This is a genomic window from Bordetella sp. H567, from assembly GCF_001704295.1.
In the GTDB taxonomy this organism is placed as follows: Bacteria; Pseudomonadota; Gammaproteobacteria; order Burkholderiales; family Burkholderiaceae_B; genus Bordetella_C.
On sequence record NZ_CP012334.1, the window covers coordinates 5,003,772 to 5,024,299 of the forward strand.

At 67.6% G+C, this 20,528-nt stretch carries 20 protein-coding genes; 12 read left to right on the top strand and 8 right to left on the bottom strand.

The features are described from left to right. Positions 1 to 288: 288 nt before the first annotated feature. The 5 genes from AKI39_RS22395 (at position 289) to AKI39_RS22415 (ending at position 5,671) form a co-directional block, all read left to right on the top strand. Entirely contained in the window at positions 289 to 2,211 is a 1,923-nt protein-coding gene (locus AKI39_RS22395) for a TonB-dependent receptor domain-containing protein (RefSeq protein WP_066641086.1), read from the top strand. Positions 2,212 to 2,225: 14 nt separating this feature from the next. Further along, positions 2,226 to 3,185 carry a cobalamin-binding protein gene (locus AKI39_RS22400; RefSeq protein ID WP_083229001.1) on the top strand — a complete coding sequence of 320 codons (960 nt, stop codon included), beginning with the start codon at positions 2,226 to 2,228 and terminating at the stop codon, positions 3,183 to 3,185. 155 nt (positions 3,186 to 3,340) lie between these two features. Beyond that, on the top strand, positions 3,341 to 4,129 hold the full coding sequence (locus tag AKI39_RS22405) for a thiazole synthase (protein WP_066641088.1): 789 nt from the start codon (positions 3,341 to 3,343) through the stop codon (positions 4,127 to 4,129). Beyond that, positions 4,126 to 4,935, top strand: a complete 810-nt coding sequence (thiD, locus tag AKI39_RS22410; RefSeq protein WP_066641090.1) for a bifunctional hydroxymethylpyrimidine kinase/phosphomethylpyrimidine kinase — start codon at positions 4,126 to 4,128, stop codon at positions 4,933 to 4,935. Before AKI39_RS22405 ends, thiD begins: the two co-directional genes overlap by 4 nt. A 55-nt stretch (positions 4,936 to 4,990) precedes the next feature. Further along, positions 4,991 to 5,671 carry a protein-L-isoaspartate O-methyltransferase family protein gene (locus tag AKI39_RS22415; RefSeq protein ID WP_066641092.1) on the top strand — a complete coding sequence of 227 codons (681 nt, stop codon included), beginning with the start codon at positions 4,991 to 4,993 and terminating at the stop codon, positions 5,669 to 5,671. A gap of 18 nt (positions 5,672 to 5,689) precedes the next feature. Here AKI39_RS22415 and rfaE2 read toward each other — a convergent pair whose 3' ends face one another. The 6 genes from rfaE2 to ubiE form a co-directional block, all read right to left on the bottom strand. After that, complete coding sequence (gene rfaE2 / locus AKI39_RS22420; RefSeq protein WP_066641094.1) at positions 5,690 to 6,175, bottom strand: D-glycero-beta-D-manno-heptose 1-phosphate adenylyltransferase; 486 nt, start codon at positions 6,173 to 6,175, stop codon at positions 5,690 to 5,692. Positions 6,176 to 6,264: 89 nt separating this feature from the next. Continuing rightward, on the bottom strand, positions 6,265 to 7,179 hold the full coding sequence (locus AKI39_RS22425; RefSeq protein WP_066641096.1) for a ferritin: 915 nt from the start codon (positions 7,177 to 7,179) through the stop codon (positions 6,265 to 6,267). Positions 7,180 to 7,514: 335 nt separating this feature from the next. Further along, complete coding sequence (gene ubiB / locus AKI39_RS22430; protein WP_066641098.1) at positions 7,515 to 9,068, bottom strand: ubiquinone biosynthesis regulatory protein kinase UbiB; 1,554 nt, start codon at positions 9,066 to 9,068, stop codon at positions 7,515 to 7,517. A gap of 3 nt (positions 9,069 to 9,071) precedes the next feature. Further along, positions 9,072 to 9,770 carry a ubiquinone biosynthesis accessory factor UbiJ gene (locus AKI39_RS22435; RefSeq protein ID WP_066641100.1) on the bottom strand — a complete coding sequence of 233 codons (699 nt, stop codon included), beginning with the start codon at positions 9,768 to 9,770 and terminating at the stop codon, positions 9,072 to 9,074. Positions 9,771 to 10,035: 265 nt separating this feature from the next. Then, on the bottom strand, positions 10,036 to 11,058 hold the full coding sequence (locus AKI39_RS22440; RefSeq protein WP_066641102.1) for a Tim44 domain-containing protein: 1,023 nt from the start codon (positions 11,056 to 11,058) through the stop codon (positions 10,036 to 10,038). A gap of 359 nt (positions 11,059 to 11,417) precedes the next feature. Beyond that, positions 11,418 to 12,194 carry a bifunctional demethylmenaquinone methyltransferase/2-methoxy-6-polyprenyl-1,4-benzoquinol methylase UbiE gene (gene ubiE, locus AKI39_RS22445; RefSeq protein WP_066641103.1) on the bottom strand — a complete coding sequence of 259 codons (777 nt, stop codon included), beginning with the start codon at positions 12,192 to 12,194 and terminating at the stop codon, positions 11,418 to 11,420. Between the two features lie 171 nt (positions 12,195 to 12,365). On the opposite strand from ubiE, the gene phoB reads away from it, so the two are divergent. From phoB to serA, 3 genes are all read left to right on the top strand, one after another. After that, the gene (gene phoB / locus AKI39_RS22450; RefSeq protein WP_066643622.1) at positions 12,366 to 13,079 is read left to right on the top strand and encodes a phosphate regulon transcriptional regulator PhoB; all 714 of its coding nucleotides are present in this window, start codon (positions 12,366 to 12,368) and stop codon (positions 13,077 to 13,079) included. Then, on the top strand, positions 13,076 to 14,383 hold the full coding sequence (phoR, locus tag AKI39_RS22455) for a phosphate regulon sensor histidine kinase PhoR (RefSeq protein WP_066641104.1): 1,308 nt from the start codon (positions 13,076 to 13,078) through the stop codon (positions 14,381 to 14,383). Before phoB ends, phoR begins: the two co-directional genes overlap by 4 nt. Positions 14,384 to 14,525: 142 nt before the next feature. Beyond that, positions 14,526 to 15,725: a phosphoglycerate dehydrogenase gene (gene serA, locus AKI39_RS22460; RefSeq protein ID WP_066641105.1), complete on the top strand. Its 1,200-nt coding sequence runs from the start codon at positions 14,526 to 14,528 to the stop codon at positions 15,723 to 15,725. Positions 15,726 to 15,778: 53 nt separating this feature from the next. Here serA and AKI39_RS22465 read toward each other — a convergent pair whose 3' ends face one another. Next, positions 15,779 to 16,678 carry a LysR family transcriptional regulator gene (locus AKI39_RS22465; RefSeq protein ID WP_066641107.1) on the bottom strand — a complete coding sequence of 300 codons (900 nt, stop codon included), beginning with the start codon at positions 16,676 to 16,678 and terminating at the stop codon, positions 15,779 to 15,781. A gap of 98 nt (positions 16,679 to 16,776) precedes the next feature. Here AKI39_RS22465 and AKI39_RS22470 point away from each other — a divergent pair, with 98 nt between their 5' ends. The 4 genes from AKI39_RS22470 to AKI39_RS22485 are packed head-to-tail and all read left to right on the top strand — an operon-like array spanning position 16,777 to position 19,766. Beyond that, positions 16,777 to 17,208: a VOC family protein gene (locus tag AKI39_RS22470; protein ID WP_066641109.1), complete on the top strand. Its 432-nt coding sequence runs from the start codon at positions 16,777 to 16,779 to the stop codon at positions 17,206 to 17,208. A 12-nt stretch (positions 17,209 to 17,220) separates the two neighbouring features. Then, on the top strand, positions 17,221 to 17,946 hold the full coding sequence (gene pxpB, locus AKI39_RS22475) for a 5-oxoprolinase subunit PxpB (RefSeq protein WP_066641112.1): 726 nt from the start codon (positions 17,221 to 17,223) through the stop codon (positions 17,944 to 17,946). Further along, positions 17,943 to 18,974 (top strand): biotin-dependent carboxyltransferase family protein, encoded by a 1,032-nt coding sequence (locus tag AKI39_RS22480; RefSeq protein ID WP_066641113.1) that lies wholly within the window; start codon positions 17,943 to 17,945, stop codon positions 18,972 to 18,974. The genes pxpB and AKI39_RS22480 overlap by 4 nt, the downstream gene beginning before the upstream one ends. 12 nt (positions 18,975 to 18,986) lie before the next feature. Beyond that, positions 18,987 to 19,766 (top strand): LamB/YcsF family protein, encoded by a 780-nt coding sequence (locus AKI39_RS22485; protein ID WP_066641114.1) that lies wholly within the window; start codon positions 18,987 to 18,989, stop codon positions 19,764 to 19,766. A gap of 9 nt (positions 19,767 to 19,775) precedes the next feature. Here the strand turns inward: AKI39_RS22485 and AKI39_RS22490 are convergent, their stop codons facing one another. Further along, positions 19,776 to 20,462, bottom strand: a complete 687-nt coding sequence (locus AKI39_RS22490) for a GntR family transcriptional regulator (protein ID WP_066641115.1) — start codon at positions 20,460 to 20,462, stop codon at positions 19,776 to 19,778. Positions 20,463 to 20,528: the final 66 nt, after the last annotated feature.

Consider the following 20,528-nt stretch of genomic DNA (forward strand, 5'->3'; position numbering starts at 1 on the left):
ATACACGCCCCTGGGCGCCGCGTGGTGAAAGATAAACGGGAAACAGGAAGGATCGCGGCCGGCCGCCCATGAGGCGGCCCTGCCGGATACCAAGCCTGTGCTGCCCCCGCAACGGTCCTCCCGCCCCGCCTGCTCCGTCCCCGGATCGCAGGCACGGCGGGACAGCCCGATACCGGCCGGTTCGTCCGTGGAGGACGGACGGCACGAGGCGCCCGCGGGCGCCGCGCGCCGCCGTCTTCCGGTCCCTAGAACGACGTGCGGGGTCGCGCGTCATCACCAGGTCTCGTTATGAAGCCCCTCTTTACCCGGCGCTGCGCCGGGCTCCTCGCCTGTCTGGCCCCCGTCTGGGCCGGCGCCCAACAGAACCCGGCCGCCGCCCAACCCCCCATCACCCAGCTCGATACCGTGGTCGTCACCGCGACCCGATCGCCGGAACCCTTGAAGGACGTGCTGGGCGACGTCAGCGTCATCGATCGCGACACCCTGGAAAGCGCCGGCCAGAGCAGCCTGGCCGAAGTGCTGTCGCGCACGCATGGCATCGAATACGCCAACAACGGCGGCCCGCAGACCGTGACCAGCCTGTTCATGCGCGGCGCCAACAGCAACCAGACGCTGGTGCTGGTGGACGGGCAGCGCATCAACAATGCCACCAATGGCCTGGCGGCGCTGAACGCCATACCGACCAACAGCATCGACCACGTGGAAATCGTGCGCGGAGCGGCCAGCAGCCTGTATGGCGCGGACGCGCTGGGCGGCGTCATCAACGTGATCACCAAGCGCGACGCGGACCGCCCGCTGTCGGCCTATGCCTCCGTCGGCGGCGGCACCTATGGCACCAGCAGCTATAGCGCCGGGCTGTCGGGCGCCGCGCAGGGCTGGACCTACAGCCTGGCCAGCAGCTACCAGCAAAGCCGCGGCTTCGACGCGACCAACGGCAAGAACTTCCTGCACAACCCGGACCGGGACAGCTACTACGAAAACAACGTGGCCGGTTCGCTGGGCTACGAATGGATGCGCGGCCAGACATTGACCGCCCAGTTCTACCAGACGCACCTGAACGGCGGCTACGACAATGGCATGCCCTACTTCAACGACCGCTCCATCCAGGACCTGCAGGGCTATTCGCTGACCAGCACGAACCGGCTGACGGACATCTGGACCAGCACGCTGCGCGTGGGCAGCACGCTGGACCGCAATCGCAACGAAAACGCGCCCGCCGACGAGAACCCCTTCGACACGCCGAACGGCAAGAGCACGTTCCGGACGCGGCAGAACCAGTACCTGTGGCAGAACGACCTGCAGTTCACCAAGGACCAGAAGGTAACGCTGGCCTACGAACACGTGGACCAGCGCGTCGCCGGGGACATCGGCGATTTCAACAACTTTCCCGTCACCTTCGGCGACTACGCGCGCACGAGCCGCCATGTGAACTCGTTCACCGGCGTCTACCTGGGCGACTTCGGCGCGCATCACGTACAGGCCAGCCTGCGCAACGACGACAACTCGCAGTTCGGCAACCGCACCACCGGCGGCTTGACCTACGGCTACGACATCACCAGCCGGATCCGCGCGACGGTGGGCGCCAATACCGGCTTCCGCGCGCCGAATTTCAACGAGCTGTACTGGCCGAATGACGGCGGCTTCGTGGGCAACCCGGACCTGAAGCCGGAGACCTCGCGCAATGTCGAGGCCAGCCTGCGCTACCAGGACGACGACAGCGAACTGGGCGTGACCTACTATCACAACAGGGTCAAGAACCTGATCCTGAACGAGCCGACGGCGGACAATCCCTTTCTGTTCCAGGCGGTCAATGTGTCCAACGCGCTGCTGGAAGGCGTGACGCTGACCGGGATGAAGAAATTCGGCGCTACGCGGCTGCGCGCCAGCCTGGACTTGAGCGACCCGCGCAATACGGATGAAGACACCCGCCTGCCGCAACGCGCGCGCAAAGTGTTGCGGCTGTCCGCCGACCATCGCTTCGGCGATTTCCTGGTGGGCGCGGAGATGTACGCCAGCGGCGACCGGCTCGACGGCAGCGGCGATCGACTGGGCGGCTACACGCTGTACAACCTGGTGGCCTCCTATGACCTGACCCGCAGCCTTCAGGTGCAGGTGCGCTGGAACAACGTGTTCGACAAGGAGTACACCTTGGCCAATGGCTACAACACGCCCGGTTCGAACGCCTTCGTCAACCTGACCTGGCGCATGTAGGAGCGCACGGGCGGATGAGCAGGCACCCGAACCGGCCGGCATCGTCGCCGCGCCGCCACGGCGCGGCGGTGTTTGCCCGCGTGGCCATCCTCGCCATGGCAATAGGCGGCGCTTGCCTGGCCCAGCCCTCCGTGACGGCGTCCGCCGGCGTCTCCGTCCAGGATGACGACGGCCGCGCCGTCACGCTGCGCCATCCGGCGGTCCGGGCCATTTCGCTGGCCCCGCACGCGACGGAGCTGGTGTATGCGGCGGGCGCCGGCGACAGGCTGGTCGGCGTGGCGCGCGGCAGCGACTATCCGCCCCAGGCCCGCGCGCTGCCGTCGGTGGGCGACGGCCTGGTGCCCGATTCCGAGCGCGTGGCCGCGCTGCGGCCGGACCTGGTCATCGGCTGGCTGCCGGCGGGTGCCGCGCCGCTGCTGCCCGTCCTGCGCGCGCTGGACGTTCCGGTGTACTACAGCGACCCGCGCACGCTGCGCGACATCCCCGACGCGGTGGATCGCATGGGCGTGCTGTTCGGCACGCAAGCCGTCGCGGCTCCTGCCGCCGCCGCGCTGCGCGCGCGCATCGACGCCCTGGCGGCCCGCTATGCCGGCCGCAAGCCGGTGCGGGTGTTCATCCAGGCGGGCGGCGATCCCCTTTACACCCTGAATGGCAGCAGCATCGTCAGCGATGCCCTGCGCCTGTGCGGTGGCATCAACGTCTTCGCCGACGCGCCCGTCACGGCACCGCAGGTCACGCAGGAAGCCGTCCTGGCGGCGCAGCCCGACGTCATCGTGGCCAGCGCGGCCAGCCTGCAGGCGATCACGGCGGCATGGCGGGCGCTGCGGCTGCCGGCGGCGCTGCGCGGACGGGTCGTCGGCATGGACGCCGACGCGCTGTATCGACCCGGCCCCAGGCTGATCGACGCCGCCGAAACACTGTGCGCGGCCCTGGACCGGGCGCGCGACACCACCGATACGCCAGGGCCGCGCTGATCGCCCCCTGACCGGCCATGCCACCGGCCGCCTTGGGCCGCGCGCCTCACGGGGGCATCCGGAAAACAGGAGCGATGGCGGCGCGGCGCCCTGCTTTATCATGACGGAATGCGCCGCGCGCCATCCGGGCGAACGGCAACTCTTCCGCTCTCGCCATGTCCTCCCAAGATACCTTCACCATCGCCGGCCGCACCTTCCGGTCCCGCCTGCTCGTCGGTACCGGCAAGTACAAGGATTTCGAACAGACCCGCCAGGCGCTGGACGCCAGCGGCTGCGAAATCGTCACCGTGGCCATCCGCCGCGTGAACCTGGGCCAGAACGCCAACGAACCCAGCCTGCTGGATTTCGTGCCGCCCTCGCATTTCACCTACCTGCCCAACACCGCCGGCTGCTACACGGCCGACGAAGCCGTGCGCACCCTGCGCCTGGCACGCGAACTCCTGGACGGCCACGACCTGGTCAAGCTGGAGGTGCTGGGCGACCCGCACACGCTGTTTCCCAACATGCCCGAAACCCTGAAGGCGACGGAGACCCTGGTCAAGGAAGGCTTCAAGGTCATGGTCTACTGCACCGACGATCCGATCCAGGCGCGCATGCTGGAAGACCTGGGCGCGGTAGCGGTCATGCCGCTGGCCTCGCTGATCGGCTCGGGCATGGGAATCCTGAACCCCTGGAACCTGCGCCTGATCCTGGACCAGGCGCGCGTGCCGGTGCTGGTGGACGCGGGCGTCGGGACGGCCTCGGACGCCGCCATCGCCATGGAGCTCGGCTGCCAGGGCGTGCTGATGAATACCGCCATCGCCGGCGCGAAAGACCCCATCCTGATGGCCAGCGCCATGAAGAAGGCCGTGGAGGCGGGCCGCGAGGCCTACCTGGCCGGCCGCATGCCCCGCAAGCTTTACAGCGCCTCGCCGTCCTCGCCCACGGAGGGCGTGGTGCGATGATACCCAACGCGCTTTCCATCGCGGGCGTCGACCCTTCCGGCGGCGCGGGCGTGCTGGCCGATGTGAAGGCCATGAGCGCGCTGGGCGCCTACGGCTGCGCCGTGATCGCCGCGCTGACGGCACAGAACACCGAAGGCGTCAGCCAGGTCGCGCCCGTGCCGCCCCTGTTCGTCGGCCAGCAGATCGACACGCTGTTCGCCGACGTCCGCATCGATGCCGTGAAGATCGGCATGCTGGGCCAGCAGGGCGTGATCCAGGTCGTCGCGGAAAAGCTCGCGCGCTGGCGGCCGCCGCACATCGTGCTGGATCCGGTCATGGTGGCCAAGAGCGGCGACCTGCTGCTGGAACGCGCGGCCGTCGGCGCGTTGCGCGAAGCGCTGCTGCCGCAGGCGACCCTGCTGACGCCCAACCTTCCGGAGGCCGGCGTCCTGCTGGAGGAACGCCCGGTGGAAACCGTCAAGGAAATGCGCCGCGTCGCCGAACGCCTGCGCAACAAGATGGCCCATGACGGCCAGCGCTGGGTCATGGTCAAGGGTGGCCACCTGCCGGGCGATGACACCATCGACCTGCTGCATGACGGCGACCGCATGATTGAATTGCCCGGGCGCCGCATCGCCACCCGGAACACCCACGGCACGGGCTGCACCCTGTCCGCGGCCTTGGCGGCGCTGATTCCGCAGACGGGCGACGTGCCGGAAGCGGCCCGGCGCGCCAAGGCCTACCTGGCCGAAGCCATCCGCCACGCCGAGAGGCTGGACGTCGGCAAGGGCCATGGCCCCGTACATCATTTCCATGCGTGGTGGTAGGGCCGGGACGCAAATCGGTACAATTGCCCAGCCTCCGAACTCTTTTTGCCGTGTCATGAACGCCTCAACCCTGCCCGACGTCGAACAAGCCCGCTTCAATATGGTGGAGCAGCAGATCCGCCCGTGGGACGTGCTGGACGAAAAAGTGCTGGCTGCCCTGTCCAAGGTGCGCCGCGAGCTCTTCGTGCCGCCCGCGCTGCGATCGCTGGCGTTCTCCGACCTGGAAATCCCCTTGCAGATCAATGCGGTGGACACGCGCGAGACCATGCTCGCGCCCAAGGTCGAAGCCCGGTTCGCCCAGGAACTGCTTCTGGCGCCGACCGACGCGGTGCTGGAAATCGGTACCGGTTCGGGCTACCAGGCCGCGCTGCTGGCCACCTTGGCGCAACAGGTCACGACGGTGGAGATCGACAGCCGCCTGGTCGCCTTCGCCCAGCAGAACCTGCAGATGAACAACGTCGCGAACGTCAAGATCGAAACCGGCGACGGGCGCAACGGATGGGGCACAACCGAGTATGACGCCATCCTGCTGACGGGCTCGGTGCCCGTGGTGCCGGACGGCCTGAAGTACCAGTTGCGCATCGGCGGCCGCATGGTGGTGGTGGTCGGCACGGCGCCCGTCATGACGGCCTGCCGCATCACGCGCACGACGGCCGCCAGCTTCGAAACGGTCAACCTGTTCGAAACCGTTATCAAGCCGCTGCGCGGCGCGACGGTATCGCAGTTCAAGTTCTAACCCGCGACGGCGGGCGGATCAGCCGCCCTGTATCTTGCGGACCAGGGCCGTCGTGGAACGCTGGAATTCGAAGGGCACCGCGACTGCCCGCCCCCCCCAGCTGCGGACCAGCGCGGTTTCCGGCAGCTTTTCCATGTCGTAGTCCCCGCCCTTGACGATGATGTCGGGGCGCAGCAACGCGATCAGGGCTTCGGGCGTATCCTCGTCGAAGGCCGTGACGGCGTCCACGCACGCCAGCGCGGCCAGCATCGCCGCGCGGTCTTCCTGGTTGTTCAGCGGCCGCTCCGGGCCCTTGCCGAGCCGGCGTACCGACGCATCCGTATTCACCGCCACCACCAGCGCAGCCCCCAGCTGGGCGCTTTCGTCCAGATAGGTGACATGGCCGCGATGCAGGATGTCGAAGACGCCGTTGGTGAACACCAGCGGGCGCGGCAGGCGGCCCTCGGCAAGCGCGTCCACGCATTGCCGGGGGGTAAGGATCTTGGATTCGAATCGGGCGGTCATGCGGACATTTTAACGACGCGCGGCCAGGGCGGCCCTACTCCCGCGCCGCCCTGTCCCGCCTGACCGGCCTTGAACCCGCGGGCCGTGCCTCAGCCCAGGACCAGCGAAGACAGGCCGCGCGCTTCGGCCGCGGCACGCTCCATGACCGCATCGCTGCCGCGCTCCATCAGCGACATGATTTCCTTGCGATAGCGGTTCAGATCCTTCACCGATTCGAAGCTGCGGTCCAACAGCTTGGACAGGATGTGCAGGATGCGGTCGCCCACCTTCTTCTCCCACACGCCGTCGAAACGGATCTGCGTGTCCAGCCACTGTTCCAGCCAACCCGGTTCGGGCAGCCGGGATTGCACCGTGTCGTTGGGGAACAAGGCCTTGTTCACATGCAGGTTGGTCGGATGCATGGCCTGCGGCGTGCGGCTGGCCGATGCCATCAGCATGCCGATCTTGGAAAACGCCAGGCGGGCCTGCGCCTGCGTGTTTTCACCACGGTCGAACAGCGCGCGGCGCATGTATTGCAGATAGGCGCCGGCATGGCGGGCCTCGTCCTGCGAAATGGTCTTGTAGATGGCCTGGATCACCGGTTCGGTATGCCAGCTGGCGGCGCAGCGGTACCAGTGGTTCAGGCGGATCTCGCCGCAGAAATGCAGCATCAGGGTTTCCAGCGGCGGCGCGGGGTCGAATTCGAAGCGCACCTTGTGCAGCTCTTCTTCCGTGGGCATCAGGTCCGGCCGGAAGCGGCGCAGGTACTCGATCAGCACCAGCGAATGCTTCTGTTCCTCGAAGAACCACACAGACATGAAAGCCGAGAAATCGCTGTCGCCGTGATTGTCGCGCAGGAACATCTCCGTGGCGGGCAGCGCCGCCCACTCGGTGATGGCATTCATCTTGATGGTCCGCGCCTGTTCATCGGACAGCTTGGCGCCATCGAAGTCATCCCATGGAATGTCGGTCGACATATTCCAGCGCACGGCTTCCATGGATTTGAAAAGTTGCGGATAAAGCATGGTTTGGGTCCGAAAATGTATTAAGTGTCCCCCGCACTCGTATGGCCCCATATCATGGCCGCGCGGGCGCGCATCGCTTATAGGTTTGTCATGCGTACGCGTGTTGAAGCTGGGCAAAAAGCGCATGGGTGATAAGCCCATTCGCCGTCTTCCTTTATCGCCGTTGCATGCGAAGACTTGATGACAAATACATGGCAGAACTATGACGAAGGGCCTGCCGCCCGGAAAAACCGCGCGAATAAAAACAACAGGCCGGGTTGGGACACCCGCTGACGAAGCAACAGGGATTAAAAAAAGTTGGGACGCGGACGGACCGCATTCGGGTGCGGCAGTCCTCAGCGGGTGGAAAACCAGATGATCAGCGCGAGACCGGCCGCCAGTACCGCCGCGACGACGGATAACAGGCGATTCGTATGCTCCTGCGCCTTGCGCAGCCGGCCCAGTTCCAACAGCACGGCGGGCTCCACATTCGGCCGGTTCAGGCGATCGTGTACCAGCCGCGGCAGCGCGGGCAGGATCTGCGACCACTGCGCGGCTTCCTTTTCCAGCTGTTTTTTCAAGCCGGCCATGCCGATGCGCTCGCGCATCCAGCGCTCAAGATAGGGCTTGGCGGTTTTCCAGAGGTCCAGGTCCGGGTCCAGTTCGCGCCCCAGCCCTTCCACGTTCAGCAGCGTCTTCTGGAGCAGGACCAGCTGCGGCTGGATTTCCACGTTGAAGCGCCGCGATGTCTGGAACAGGCGCAGCAGCACCTGGCCCAGCGAGATCTCCGACAGCGGCCGATCGAAATAGGGTTCGCAGACGGCGCGCACGGCGCCTTCCAGCTCCTCTTCGCGCGTGTCCGCCGGCACCCAGCCCGATTCGATATGCAGCTGGGCCACCCGCCGGTAATCGCGACGGAAGAAGGCCAGGAAGTTCTGCGCCAGGTAGTTCTTGTCGAATTCCGACAGCGAACCCACGATGCCGAAATCCAGCGCGATGTAGTGGCCCAGTGTTTCGGCGCGGTCGGACACATAGATGTTGCCCGGGTGCATATCGGCATGGAAGAAGCCGTCGCTGAACACCTGCGTGAAGAAGATCTCCACGCCGGTGCGCGCCAGCTTCTGGATATCGATGCCCGCCGCGCGCAGCCGTTCGGTCTGGCCCACCGGGATGCCGTACATCCGCTCCATGGTGAAGACCGTATTGGCAGTGAACTCCCAGATCACCTCCGGCACGATGAGCATCCGGCCGCGGCCACTGTCCGGCCCGAAGTTGCGCCGCAGCTGGCTGCAGTTGGAGGCTTCGCGTACCAGGTCGAGCTCGTCGTGCAGATACTTGTCGAACTCCGCCACGACCTCGCGCGGCTTCAGGCGGCGGCCGTCAGGGCCCAGGCGCTCGATGACCGACGCCAGCGTGCGCAGCAGGGTCAGGTCTTTTTCGATTATGTCGAGCATGCCGGGCCGCAGCACCTTGACAGCCACTTCGCGGCCATCGTGCAGCACGGCGAAGTGCACCTGGGCGATCGACGCCGACGCCACCGGATCGACTTCGAAGTGCTTGAACAGCGTGGCGGGCGGGGCCCCCAGCGCGGTCTCGATGCATTGCGCCGCCTGTTCCGACGGGAAGGGAGGCACGCGATCCTGCAGTAGCGCCAGTTCGGCCGCGATGTCGATGGGGATGAGATCGCGCCGGGTCGACAACACCTGGCCAAACTTAACGAAGATCGGGCCCAGCGATTCCAGGGCGCGGCGCAGGCGCACGCCGCGCGCGACGCGCGGCCGCGTGCCGAAGCGCATGACGCGCAACAGCAGCGTGGCCAGGGGATGATTCAGGCTGGACAGCACCAGCTCGTCCAGGCCGTAGCGCAGGGCCACGACCACGATGCGCACGAAACGAAGAAAGGTCAGCATCGTTCAGGCGCCACCATGGCCCGCGTTCGCGGCGCCCCGCTGATCCTGCATGCGCTGCAAGCGCGCCTGCAGGGCGAGGAAACGCGCCTGGGCGACGTCCAGCGTGGCGTTGGCGCGCGCGATATCGGCGGCCCAGCTTTCCATCAGAGGACGCGGCGTCAGGATGGGCCGTTCCTGCGCAAGGTATTCAACCAGGTTGTTCCCCAATCGCGCCGCGGCGCCGCGCAGGCCCGAGGACAGGGCGCGCGCCCCGCCCACCAGCCGGGCGGCGGCGATATCGCCGAACCAGCGCGCCAGGTCGTCTTCGACATCCCAGCGCAATTGCGCGGCCAGCTCCGCCACCACCTGGGCCAGGCCCGCATCCCCGGAAATATGCGTCATGTCGGCGATCGCGTCGGCGCGCGCGCGCGCGGCCGCGGCGGGGTCGGCGTTTTCGCTACCGCCCTGGAAAAGGCGCGCGACGCGGAACCGGGCGGGATCGCCCGTCAACGTCACGTCGGGCACCACCGCGGGATCCGCCACATCCGCATAGCCTTCGCTATCGATGGTGAGCGAAAGCTTGAACGCGCCCACGGCCAGGCGCACGGTCTTGCCGGCATGGCGGGCAAGGCGTGCGCGGGCCCAGTCCTCCCGCCGCAGCAAGGCATTGAGCGCGCGGACAGCGGGACGGCCAGGATCGGGCAAGACGGGAATCGGCAGCATGAATTTACGACGGGACGCAAGGCGCCCTGGGATGATCAGACCGCAAGTTTAACGGGTCGCCCGCCCCGGCCGGCGCCGCGCCGGAATAAGGGCCTGGAAGGAAGCCCCAGGGAACGCCGGCGTGCCGGGCCGCGCCAGCCTGGCGGGCAAGGCACGCCGCGCCGCGGACTGGGCCAGGATAAAAAAAACCGGCCCCTGCGGAGCCGGCGTGAGGGCGGTTGCCCGAGCAAGGCGAACCGCGGAAGGAAGAAAAACAGCGGGGCGATCAGCTCGCGTGGACGGGAATCTGCTGGATACCCGCCAGCAGCCATCCGCCCTGCGTGGGCTTGAAGAGGTTCCAGACTTCCTCGAAGCGGAACGCTTCGGCGCCCGGCTCTTCGCGCAGCATGCCGGAAAAGCGCACGCTGGCCAGATGACCGTCGGACACGGCTTCGATGCCCAGCATTTCGGCATTGAGCAGCACGACTTCGGTGCGGTTGGGGGCGCCCTGCCGTTCCGTCAATTGGGGCTTGAGTTCGACGATGAGGTCGTCGGTCAGGTATTCGCGCAGGCGTTCGGTATCACCGCTGTCCCATACGCCCTGGATGCGGACGAACTGTTCCTTGGCCTGCTTCAGGAAGGCCGGGGTGTCGAAATCGCCCGGGATGAACCAGTTGCTTTCCGCATCCGCGCGCGGTGCAGCGCCGGATTGCGTCCCGAAGCCCGACGTCGCCGCGGGCGCGGCTGCACCCGCGGCCGCACCAGCCGCACCAGCCGCCGGCAGGGCATCGCGCCACGCGGCGGGCTGCTGCTGGGCGGGCGTGTCAGCCTGGCGGGCCATGCCGTAGGCGCCCTGCATGGCCGGCCGCGGGCCAGCACCGCGCAGACGGCGGACGATGAACATGACGGCAAAGACGACCAGGGCGATCAGCAGCAGGCTTGAGAGCATCTCGGCGAAGGCGCCGGACAGGCCCAGGTGCGACAGCAGCGCCGCCAGGCCGAGGCCGGCTGCGATACCGGCGATGGGGCCCAGCCAGCGCGATGCGCCGCTGCGCGCGGTGGCGCCGGCCGCACCCGCGGCGGCGGCGCCGGCGGCGGGCGCGGCGGCCGAAGCCGCTGCCGGCCCGGTGCCGGTGGACGGCGGCGTCGTCGCCTGCCGCTGCATGGTCACGTTGGGGGATTGGCGGCCTATGCTGCCGCCCCCGCCCACGCGCCGCGCTTCGGCGTCGAACGAGGTGGCAATCATGGCCATACCGGTTACGGCGACGAGCGCAGCAGCCAGGAAACGGCGGAAGTAAGGGGCTGACATGGTGTGCTCCTGTAGTCGTTCGCAAGGCGTCGCAGCCGGATGGCGCGAATCGCACCGCATGCGGACGGGAGCTGTCGCCCCGCGAACGTCATTTGGGTTTTGCCTGGGTTTCCGCTTGGGCGCCTACCGGACGGGCCGGCCGACCGGCCTTGCCGGTAGACCGTACCGGTTAGACCGGCCGGTTTGACCAACCGGGTTGACCAACGGGGGTTGACCAACAGGGTTGACAACCGAAGCATACTTACAGAAACCTGAACACCTACAGGATATCCGACTTTTGCCTAGGTAACAAGCGCGGTGGCGCTAGGGCCTGTCAACGCTAGGCCAGGCGTACGCCTTCGTGCAGGGCGACGACACCGCTAGGCCAGGCGTACGCCTTCGTGCAGGGCGACGACACCGGCGCTCAGGTTGAAGTACTGCACGCGCTCCAGCCCCGCATCGCGCAGCATGCCTGCCAGCGTTTCCTGGTCGGGATGCATGCGGATCGATTCCGCCAGGTAGCGATAGCTGGCTTCGTCCTTGGCCACCTTGCGGCCCAGCCAGGGCAGCACATTGAACGAATACCAGTCATAGACGGGCGCCAGCGGCTTGGCGACCCGCGAAAACTCCAGCACCAGCAGCTTGCCGCCGGGTTTGAGCACGCGTGCCATCTCGGCCAGCGCGCGGTCCTTGTGGGTCATATTGCGCAGGCCAAAGGCCACGCTGACGCGATCGAAATAGCCGGACGGGAAAGGCAGGCGCTCGGCATCGCAGACGGCGACGGGCAACAGCAGCCCTTTGTCCGCAAGGCGGTCGCGCCCCACCCGCAGCATGGAATCGTTGATGTCGGTGAGCCACACCTGGCCTTCCGGGCCGGCGCGCCGCGCGAAGGCACGCGCCAGGTCACCCGTTCCGCCGGCGATGTCCAGCACCTTCATGCCGGGCCGCACGGCGGCGCGGCCGATGGTGAACGCCTTCCATACGCGATGCAGGCCGGCCGACATCAGGTCGTTCATGACGTCATAGCGCGACGCCACGGAATGGAAAACTTCGGCGACCTTGCTGGCCTTTTCGGTTTCGTTCACGGTCTTGAAGCCGAAATGGGTGGTGCCGGGGGATGAAGCTTCCCCGCTGCTCGCGGAATTGGGGTTTTGCATAATGGGTTCCCGAATCAACCGGGTATGGTAGCCGATGGGAGTCGCCTTAAGGCGCCCATCATGAACGCCGCAATGCGGCGCGTCACATACCTGAAATATTACGGCCATACTATCGCAACGTTCGCGCCCATCACCCTCCCGCAGGCTCGCCACCGTTACGCAGCAATCACCATGTCCAGCACCATACTCGTAGTCGAAGATGAACCCGCCATCCAGGAACTGATCGCTGTCAACCTGTCCTTTGCCGGCCACAAGGTGCTGCGCGCGTTCGACGCCGACCAGGCGCAGACGCTGATCCGGGCGGAATTGCCGGACCTGATCCTGCTGGATTGGATGCTGCCCGGCGCGTCGGGCCTTTCCCTGGCCCGCAAGCTGCGGGCGGAAGAACGCACACGAACCGTCCCCGTTATCATGCTGACGGCCAAGGGCTCGGAGCAGGACAAAGTGGACGGCCTGGAAGCCGGCGCCGACGACTACATCACCAAGCCGTTCTCCCCCAAGGAACTGATGGCGCGCATCAAGGCGGTGCTGCGCCGCCGGGCGCCGCAGTTGACGGACGACGTCATCGACGTGGCCGGCCTCAAGCTGGACCCCGTGACGCACCGCCTGAACGGCGGCGGCCACCCCTTGCAGATCGGGCCCACGGAATTCCGCCTGCTGCATTTCTTCATGACGCACCCGGAGCGCGTGTTTTCGCGTTCACAGCTGCTGGACCAGGTCTGGGGCGACCACGTCTTCGTCGAGGAACGCACCGTCGACGTCCACATCCGCCGCCTGCGTAAGGCGCTGGAGCCCACCGGCCACGATATGCATGTCGAGACCGTGCGCGGCAGCGGCTACCGGTTTACAGCCCAGGTTCCGGCGGGTAAAACCAGCGCACAATGATTTTGTTGCGCACGATACTTCTGATCGCCCTGTGGGCGATCCTGGCTGCGTTGGCCCAATGGCTGCTGGGCAACCCCATGGGCTGGGCGCTGATGTGCGCCGGCCTGACGGTGACCCTGCTGGCGCGCAGTGCGCGCCAGCAACGCGTGGCGCGATGGGCGCGCAACCCCGAGACGGCGCCGCCCGCCGCCGCGGGCCCCTGGGACGACATCCTCGCGCCGCTGTACCGCTATCTGCGGGGCCAGGCGCGCCAGCTGACGGAAAGCCGCGATGCCATGCAGGGCATGCTGGCGGCCGCGCAGGCGCTGCCCGATGGCGCGGTCACCTTGAACCAGGACCTGCAGATCGACTGGTGCAACCGGGTGGCGCGCCAGCACCTGGGCCTGCGCCTGCCGGCCGACCGCGGCAGCAATCTGCTGAATCTGGTGCGCGCGCCGGAGTTCATCGAATACAGCCGCCAGGAGGATTGGCCCGAGCCTATCCTGGTCCGGATGGCCGTGGGCAGCCAGGAACGCCTGTTGATGATGCAGCTGACGGCCTACGCGCGCGACCAGCGCCTGCTGATCACCCGCGACGTCACGCAGATCGAAAAGCTGGAGACCACGCGGCGCGACTTCGTGGCCAACGTGTCGCACGAATTGCGCACGCCGCTGACGGTGCTGACGGGATTCCTGGAAACCCTGCGCGAAATGCCGGACGAGGCCCTGACCCGGGACCAGCGCGGGCAATACCTGACGATGATGCACGAGCAGGCGCAGCGGATGCAGGCCATCGTCGCCGACCTGCTCACGCTGTCGACCTTGGAGTCCTCGCCCAACGCCGAACCGCACCGCGTGCGCATGGCCGCGCTGCTGCAGACCGCGCGGCAGCAGACCGAGGCGCTGTCCGCCGGGCGCCATGCGCTGACCTGGCAGCTCGATGAAGGCGTGGACCTGCTGGGCGCGGAAAGCGAACTGTCGTCGGCCATTTCCAATCTGCTCACCAACGCGGTGCGCTACACGCCCGAAGGCGGGACGATCACCGTGCGCTGGGAACGGCTGCCGGAAGGCGGCGCGCGCTACAGCGTGCAGGACACCGGCATCGGCATCGCGGCCCGCCACATCCCGCGCCTGACCGAGCGCTTCTATCGCGTGGACCGCGGCCGCTCGCGCGCGGTGGGGGGCACGGGGCTGGGACTGGCCATCACCAAGCACATCGCGATGCGCCACGACGCCGAACTGAGCATCGCCAGCGAAGTCGGCAAGGGCAGCACGTTTTCGCTGCTGTTCCCCCCGGACCGCGTGGTGGAGAGCGACGCGGGTTGACCGCGCAGGCGCAGGCTCCAGCGGCGGCGCGCCCCCCGCCGCCCTGCCCCTGCCAGGTGTGGGGCCAAGCCCGGCCGCACGGCTCTTTCCTGGCATGATGATTGCGCGTCCATATCGCGCAAAATCGTAGGGAGCATGCAGCATGACGCGTATTGTCCTGTTCGAAAACATCCACCCCAGCGGCGTGGCGGTGTTCCGCGACGCGGGCTACACGGACATCCAGACCTATTCGTCCTCGCTGCCGCCGGACGAACTGCGCGCCGCGCTGAAGGGCGCGCACGCCGTAGGCATCCGGTCCCGCACGCACCTGGAGGCCGCCCACTTCGAGCAGTTCCGCGACGTCCGCGTGGTGGGTTGCTTCTGCATCGGCACGAACCAGGTAAATCTCGACAGCGCCATGCATCATGGCGTGCCGGTCTTCAACGCGCCCTTCTCCAACACCCGGTCGGTGGCCGAACTGGTGCTGGCCGAAGCGATCCTGCTATTGCGCCGCATCCCGGAAAAAAGCACGCGCGTCCATCAGGGCCATTGGGACAAGAGCGCGTCGGGCGCCTACGAGGCACGCGGCAAGACGCTGGGCGTGATCGGCTACGGCAACATCGGCTCCCAGGTGGGAACGCTGGCCGAAAGCGTCGGCATGCGCGTCGTGTATTACGACGTGGAGGCAAAGCTGCCGCTGGGCAACGCCCATGCGGTGAACACGCTGGCCGAACTGCTGGCGCACAGCGACGTCGTGACGCTGCACGTGCCGGGCGGGCGCAGCACGGAAAACATCATCAATGCCGAAACCCTGGGGCAGATGAAGCGCGGAGCCATTCTGATCAATGCATCGCGCGGCACGGTGGTGGACATCCCCGCGCTGCATGACGCCCTGGCCTCGCAGCACCTGGCCGGCGCCGCGCTGGACGTGTTCCCGGCGGAACCGAAAAGCGTGGACGAACCGCTTGCCAGCCCGCTGATCGGCATGCCCAACGTGATCCTGACCCCGCACATCGGCGGCAGCACGCAGGAATCGCAGGAAAACATCGGTCGCGAAGTCGCGGAAAAGCTGGTGCGCTATCTGCAGGCCGGCACGACCAAGGGCGCGGTCAATTTCCCCGAACTGCCGTTCACCGAACGCGCGGGCAGCGCGCGTATCCTGCACATCCACCGCAACGTGCCGGGCGCGCTCGGCACCCTGGACAACCTGCTGGCGCAGCATGGGCTGAACATCCTTAGCCAGAACCTGCAAACGCGAGGCGATATCGGCTATGTCGTGACCGACGTCGACGGCATGGTGAACGACGACATCATGCAATCGCTGTGCGGCCACCCGGTGACGATCCGCTGCCAGCGGATCTAGGGCCTGTCAACGCGGCAAGCGGCCTCGCAGCGGCCCCGTCCGGGGGCGGCACGCTAGGCGGGTCCGGCGGCCGCGCCCGAAAGCTGCCCGCGATCCCCGGCAGCCGCGCGCAGGCATGCCGCCATGCGCGCGGCGACGCCCGCCGCGTCGGTGGCGCGGCGGATCACGATCCCGATCTCCCGTTCGAAGCCCGCCGCGCCCAGATCCAGCAGACGCATTCCACGCGTGTCCAGATGGGCGGTGCGCGGCATCAGCGCCACGCCCAGCCCGGCACGCACCAGGTTGGCGATGGCGTCGATTTCGTCCAGCTCCACGGCTTCGTGCACCGTCAGGCGGTGCCGGCGCAGGAAGACATCCACCAGGCGGCCGCCGAACGATGCCCGGTCATAGCGGATGAAGGGCTGGCCCGCCAGCGCCTCGCGCCAGCCCATGTCCGGCAGCGACGCGGGCACGGCCAGCACCATGGGTTCGGTCAGCAGGGGCTGCCAGGCCAATTCGGGCGGCAGATTGAAAGGCGGACGGATGAGTACCGCCAGGTCCACTTCCGCCGCGTCCACGTGGGCCAGCAGCGAGAGCGACACGCCCGGCACGATGCGCACGTTGACGTCCGGAAAATCCGCGCGGAACAGGCGCAGCGCGGTCACCAGCAGGTCCTGCTGGACGGAGGCGATGGCCGCCACCCGCAGCGACCCGGTAACGTGGCCGGTACCGGCCTGCGCCACCATGCGATTCACCAGGCCCAGGACCTCTTCCGTCTGCGCCAGGATGTCGCGGCCCGCATCGTTCAACGTGGCCGACCGCGCGGTGCGGTCGAACAGCGCTACGCCCAGGAATTCCTCCAGGCGACGGATCTGCGCGCTGACGGCGGATTGGGTCAGGCCGAGCTGGCGCCCGGCGCCGGTGAAGGTGCCGTCGCGGGCGACGGCGACGAAGGTGCGGAATTCGGCGAGCATCTATAGAATTTGTGCTAAGTACCAAAAAATATCGTTTTTCAATCAAAAAAACAATCCATACACTAGCGGTCGCGTTTTCCTTCCCCTCGGAGTTTCGTATGAGTGCCCACGCCGCCATGCCGCCTTTCCACCTGGCCTTCCCCGTTCGCGATATTGCCGAAGCACGCCGTTTCTACGGCGACCTGCTGGGCTGTCCGGAAGGGCGCAGCGCGCCGGAATGGGTGGACTTCAATTTCTACGGCCACCAGATCGTTGCCCATCTGGCGCCCGAGGAATGCGGCCACAAGCAGACCAGCGCCGTCGACGCCCACGACGTGCCCGTGCGCCACTTCGGCGCCGTGCTGTCCATGGAGCAATGGGAAACCATGGCCGATAAGCTGACCCAGGCCGGCACCCGCTTCGTGATCGAACCGTATATCCGCTTCAAGGGCGAAGTGGGCGAGCAGGCCACCATGTTCTTCCTGGATCCGTCGGGCAACGCCCTGGAATTCAAGGCCTTCAAGAACATGGATTCCCTGTTCGCGAAATAAGCGCGGCGGCACGTGAACGCAGGGCCTGAATCCGCGGCGCCGGACTGGCGCATCCACCCGCAGGGGGATCGCTGCCTGCTGGTGGTTTTCGGCGACGCCATCGACGCGGACGTCGGCCGGCGCTGCCTGGCCGTGGCGCGGCTGCTGCGCGATGCGGGGCTGCCCGGCGTGACCGACGTCGTGCCTTCCTTCGTCGCGGTCGCCGTCCACTACGCCCCGGGCCCGGACGGCGGCGGCCCAACCTTCGCCTTCCTGGCCGACAGGATCGAAGCCCTGCTGGCCGGCGGCATCCCCAGCGCCGACAGCACCGCCCGCGACGTGGACGTCCCCGTCTGCTACGGCGGCGAGCACGGCCCCGACCTGGAAGACGTCGCCCGCGCCGCCGGCATCACGCCGGACGAAGTGATCGCGCTGCATACGCGCCCGGGCAGCATGGTCTTCATGCTGGGCTTCGCGCCCGGGCATCCCTATATCGGCGTCCACGATGAACGCCTGAACCTGCCCAGGCGCGCGTCGCCGCGCACCGCCGTTCCGGTCGGGTCCGTTGCCGTGGCCAACCGCCAGACGGTGATCTACCCCAGCCGGCTGCCCGGCGGATGGAACATCATCGGCGCGACGCCATTGAGGCTGTTCGATCCGGCGCGCGAGCCAGCATCCCTGCTGCAGCCCGGCGACCGCGTCCGCTTCGTTCCCATCGACGCTCCCACGTTCGCGCGCATGCGGGCGGAGCAAGCATGACCGTCTCCGTATTGAAACCGGGCCTGCTGTCCTCCTTCCAGGACCTGGGGCGGCTGGGCTATCAGCACCAGGGCATACCGGCGGCGGGGGCCATGGATGCGCGTGCCCACCGCCTGGCCAGCCTGCTGGCGGGCAACGATCCGGCCCGTACCGCCACGCTGGAAATCACCCTGCAGGGGCCGACGCTGCGCTTCGAAGGCGCGGCCTGCTTCGCCTTGAGCGGTGCCTCGCTGGGCGCGGCGCTGAACGGACGGGCCTTGCCGGTCAACCGGCCGCTGCTGGCACGCGCGGGCGACGTGCTGTCCTTCGGTGCGCCCGCCGCGCCGGCGCCGGGCGGCGCGCCCGGCCTGCGCGCCTACCTGGCCGTACACGGCGGCTTCGCGCTGACGCGCGTCATGGACAGCGAAAGCACGTATCTGCGCAGCGGCTTCGGCGGCCACGAAGGCCGGGCGCTGGCCAAGGGCGACACCATCGGGCTGCGCACGCGGCTGGACACCGATGCCCTGGACGCGCTGGAAGAGGCGCTCTGGCAGACCCGGCTCTACCTTCCCGCTACGCTGGCCGCGCAGGCCCGCGCCGCGGTCCGCGCGATGCCGGGACGGCAATGGCAGGACTTCACCCATGCGTCGCGAGAGGCTTTTGCCCACGAGGCGTTCATCGTGACACCGCAATCGGAGCGCATGGGATACCGGTTGCGCGGCCCGGCGCTGGCCATGGCCGCGCCGCGCCAGATGCTGTCGGAAGCCACCTGCTTCGGTACCGTGCAGGTGCCCGCCGACGGCGCGCCCATCGTCCTGATGGCCGACCGCCAGACCACCGGCGGCTACCCCAAGATCGCCCAGGTCGCCAGCGTCGATCTCCCGCTCTTGGCACAAACGGCGCCGGGTAGCACCATACGCTTTGAAATGATCTCGCTGGAAGACGCGCAGCGGCTGGACGGCGAGCGGGAAACCGCCTTCGCGCGACTGGCCGCGGCACTGGCGCCGCTGCGCGCGCGATATGCGTGCCATACATCCGTATCGAACTGAAGGAGCACAGCCATGGGCTTATCCATAGACTTGAACTGCGACATGGGCGAAAGCTACGGCGCGTGGAAGATGGGCAACGATGAAGGCGTACTGCAATACGTCTCATCCGCCAATATTGCCTGTGGCTTCCATGGCGGGGATCCGGGCACCATGCGGCGCACGGTCGCGGCCGCGCTGGCGCGCGGCGTGGCGCTGGGCGCGCATCCCAGCCTGCCGGATCTGGCGGGCTTCGGCCGACGCGTGATGCAGATCAGCGCCGCCGAAGCCTATGACTTCATGGTCTACCAGATCGGCGCGCTGGCCGGCGTGGCGGCTTCCCAGGGCGCCCGCTTGCATCATGTGAAGGTGCACGGCGCGCTATACAACATGGCGGCCAAGGATCGCCCGCTGTCAGACGCGATCTGCCGCGCGATGCGCGACGTGGACGCCGATCTGGTGCTGTACGGCCTGGCGGGCACCGAGCACATCCGCGCCGCCGAAGCGCTGGGCGTGCCGGTGGCGCAGGAAGTCTTCGGCGACCGCTCTTACCAGGACGACGGCTCGCTCACGCCGCGCAGCCATCCGGGCGCGATGATCACCGAGGTCGACAAGGCCGTCGAACAGGTGTTGCGCATGGTGCAGGAGGGCAAGGTCCGCTCGGTCCACGGCAAGGACGTACCGGTGCGCGCCGACACCCTGTGCATTCATGGCGACCAGCCCAACGCGCTGGTATTCGCCAGCGGCATCCGCGCCGCGCTGGAAAAAGCGGGTATCGCGGTGAAGACCATCGCGTCGCCGCGCAAGCCGGCCTGACGGCCCGGGTCAGCCCGCGCCTATCGCGCGGGCGCCCACCTCTTCCGCGTAGGCACGCAGCACCATGGGGAGTATCCAATGGGCGCATTCGCGCCGTATCGCCGCGGCGAGGTCGAAGTCTCGTTGGGTAATCGCATCCGCGACCCGGCCGACGAAACAGGCCGATGCCCCCACGTCGGAAAACCCGCGGCGAAACAGGTTATAGCGCAAGGGCTCGCAGCGTTCGTTCAAGCGGTGCACGGCCTCGCGTAAAGGCTGGTTGCCGACGAAATCGACCACTTCCAGGAAGGCGCCGCGCACGGTGGAGAGATAACTCAGCACGGCGCGACCCGGCTCGCAGCGCACCAGCCGTTCATGGGCGTCGCGCAGGCGGCCCAGCAGCGGCTGCAAGTCCTTGTGGCCGGCCAGGCCCTGGATGGCATAGGCCTCCAGCTCCGCGCGCAGAAGATAAAGCTGGCGGATTTCCCGCTCGCTGTACAACACGACCCGAAACCCGCGCCGCTGCGCATGGGTGGCCAGGCCACTGAGCTCCAGCAGGCGCAGGGCCTCCCGGATGGGACTGCGGCTGGTGCCGAAGCGCCGTTCGAGCTCTTGCTCGCGCAACGGTTGGCCGGGTGCCAAGGTGCCGTCGATGATCATTTGGCGTACCTGCTCGTAGAGCATGTACGGGATGGTGGCGGGCACCTTGGTTTCCATACCTCGTTCCTGAAAGCCGGTCGTTGATGCACACTTTTGGGGCATCACACAATGATACAACCAGAC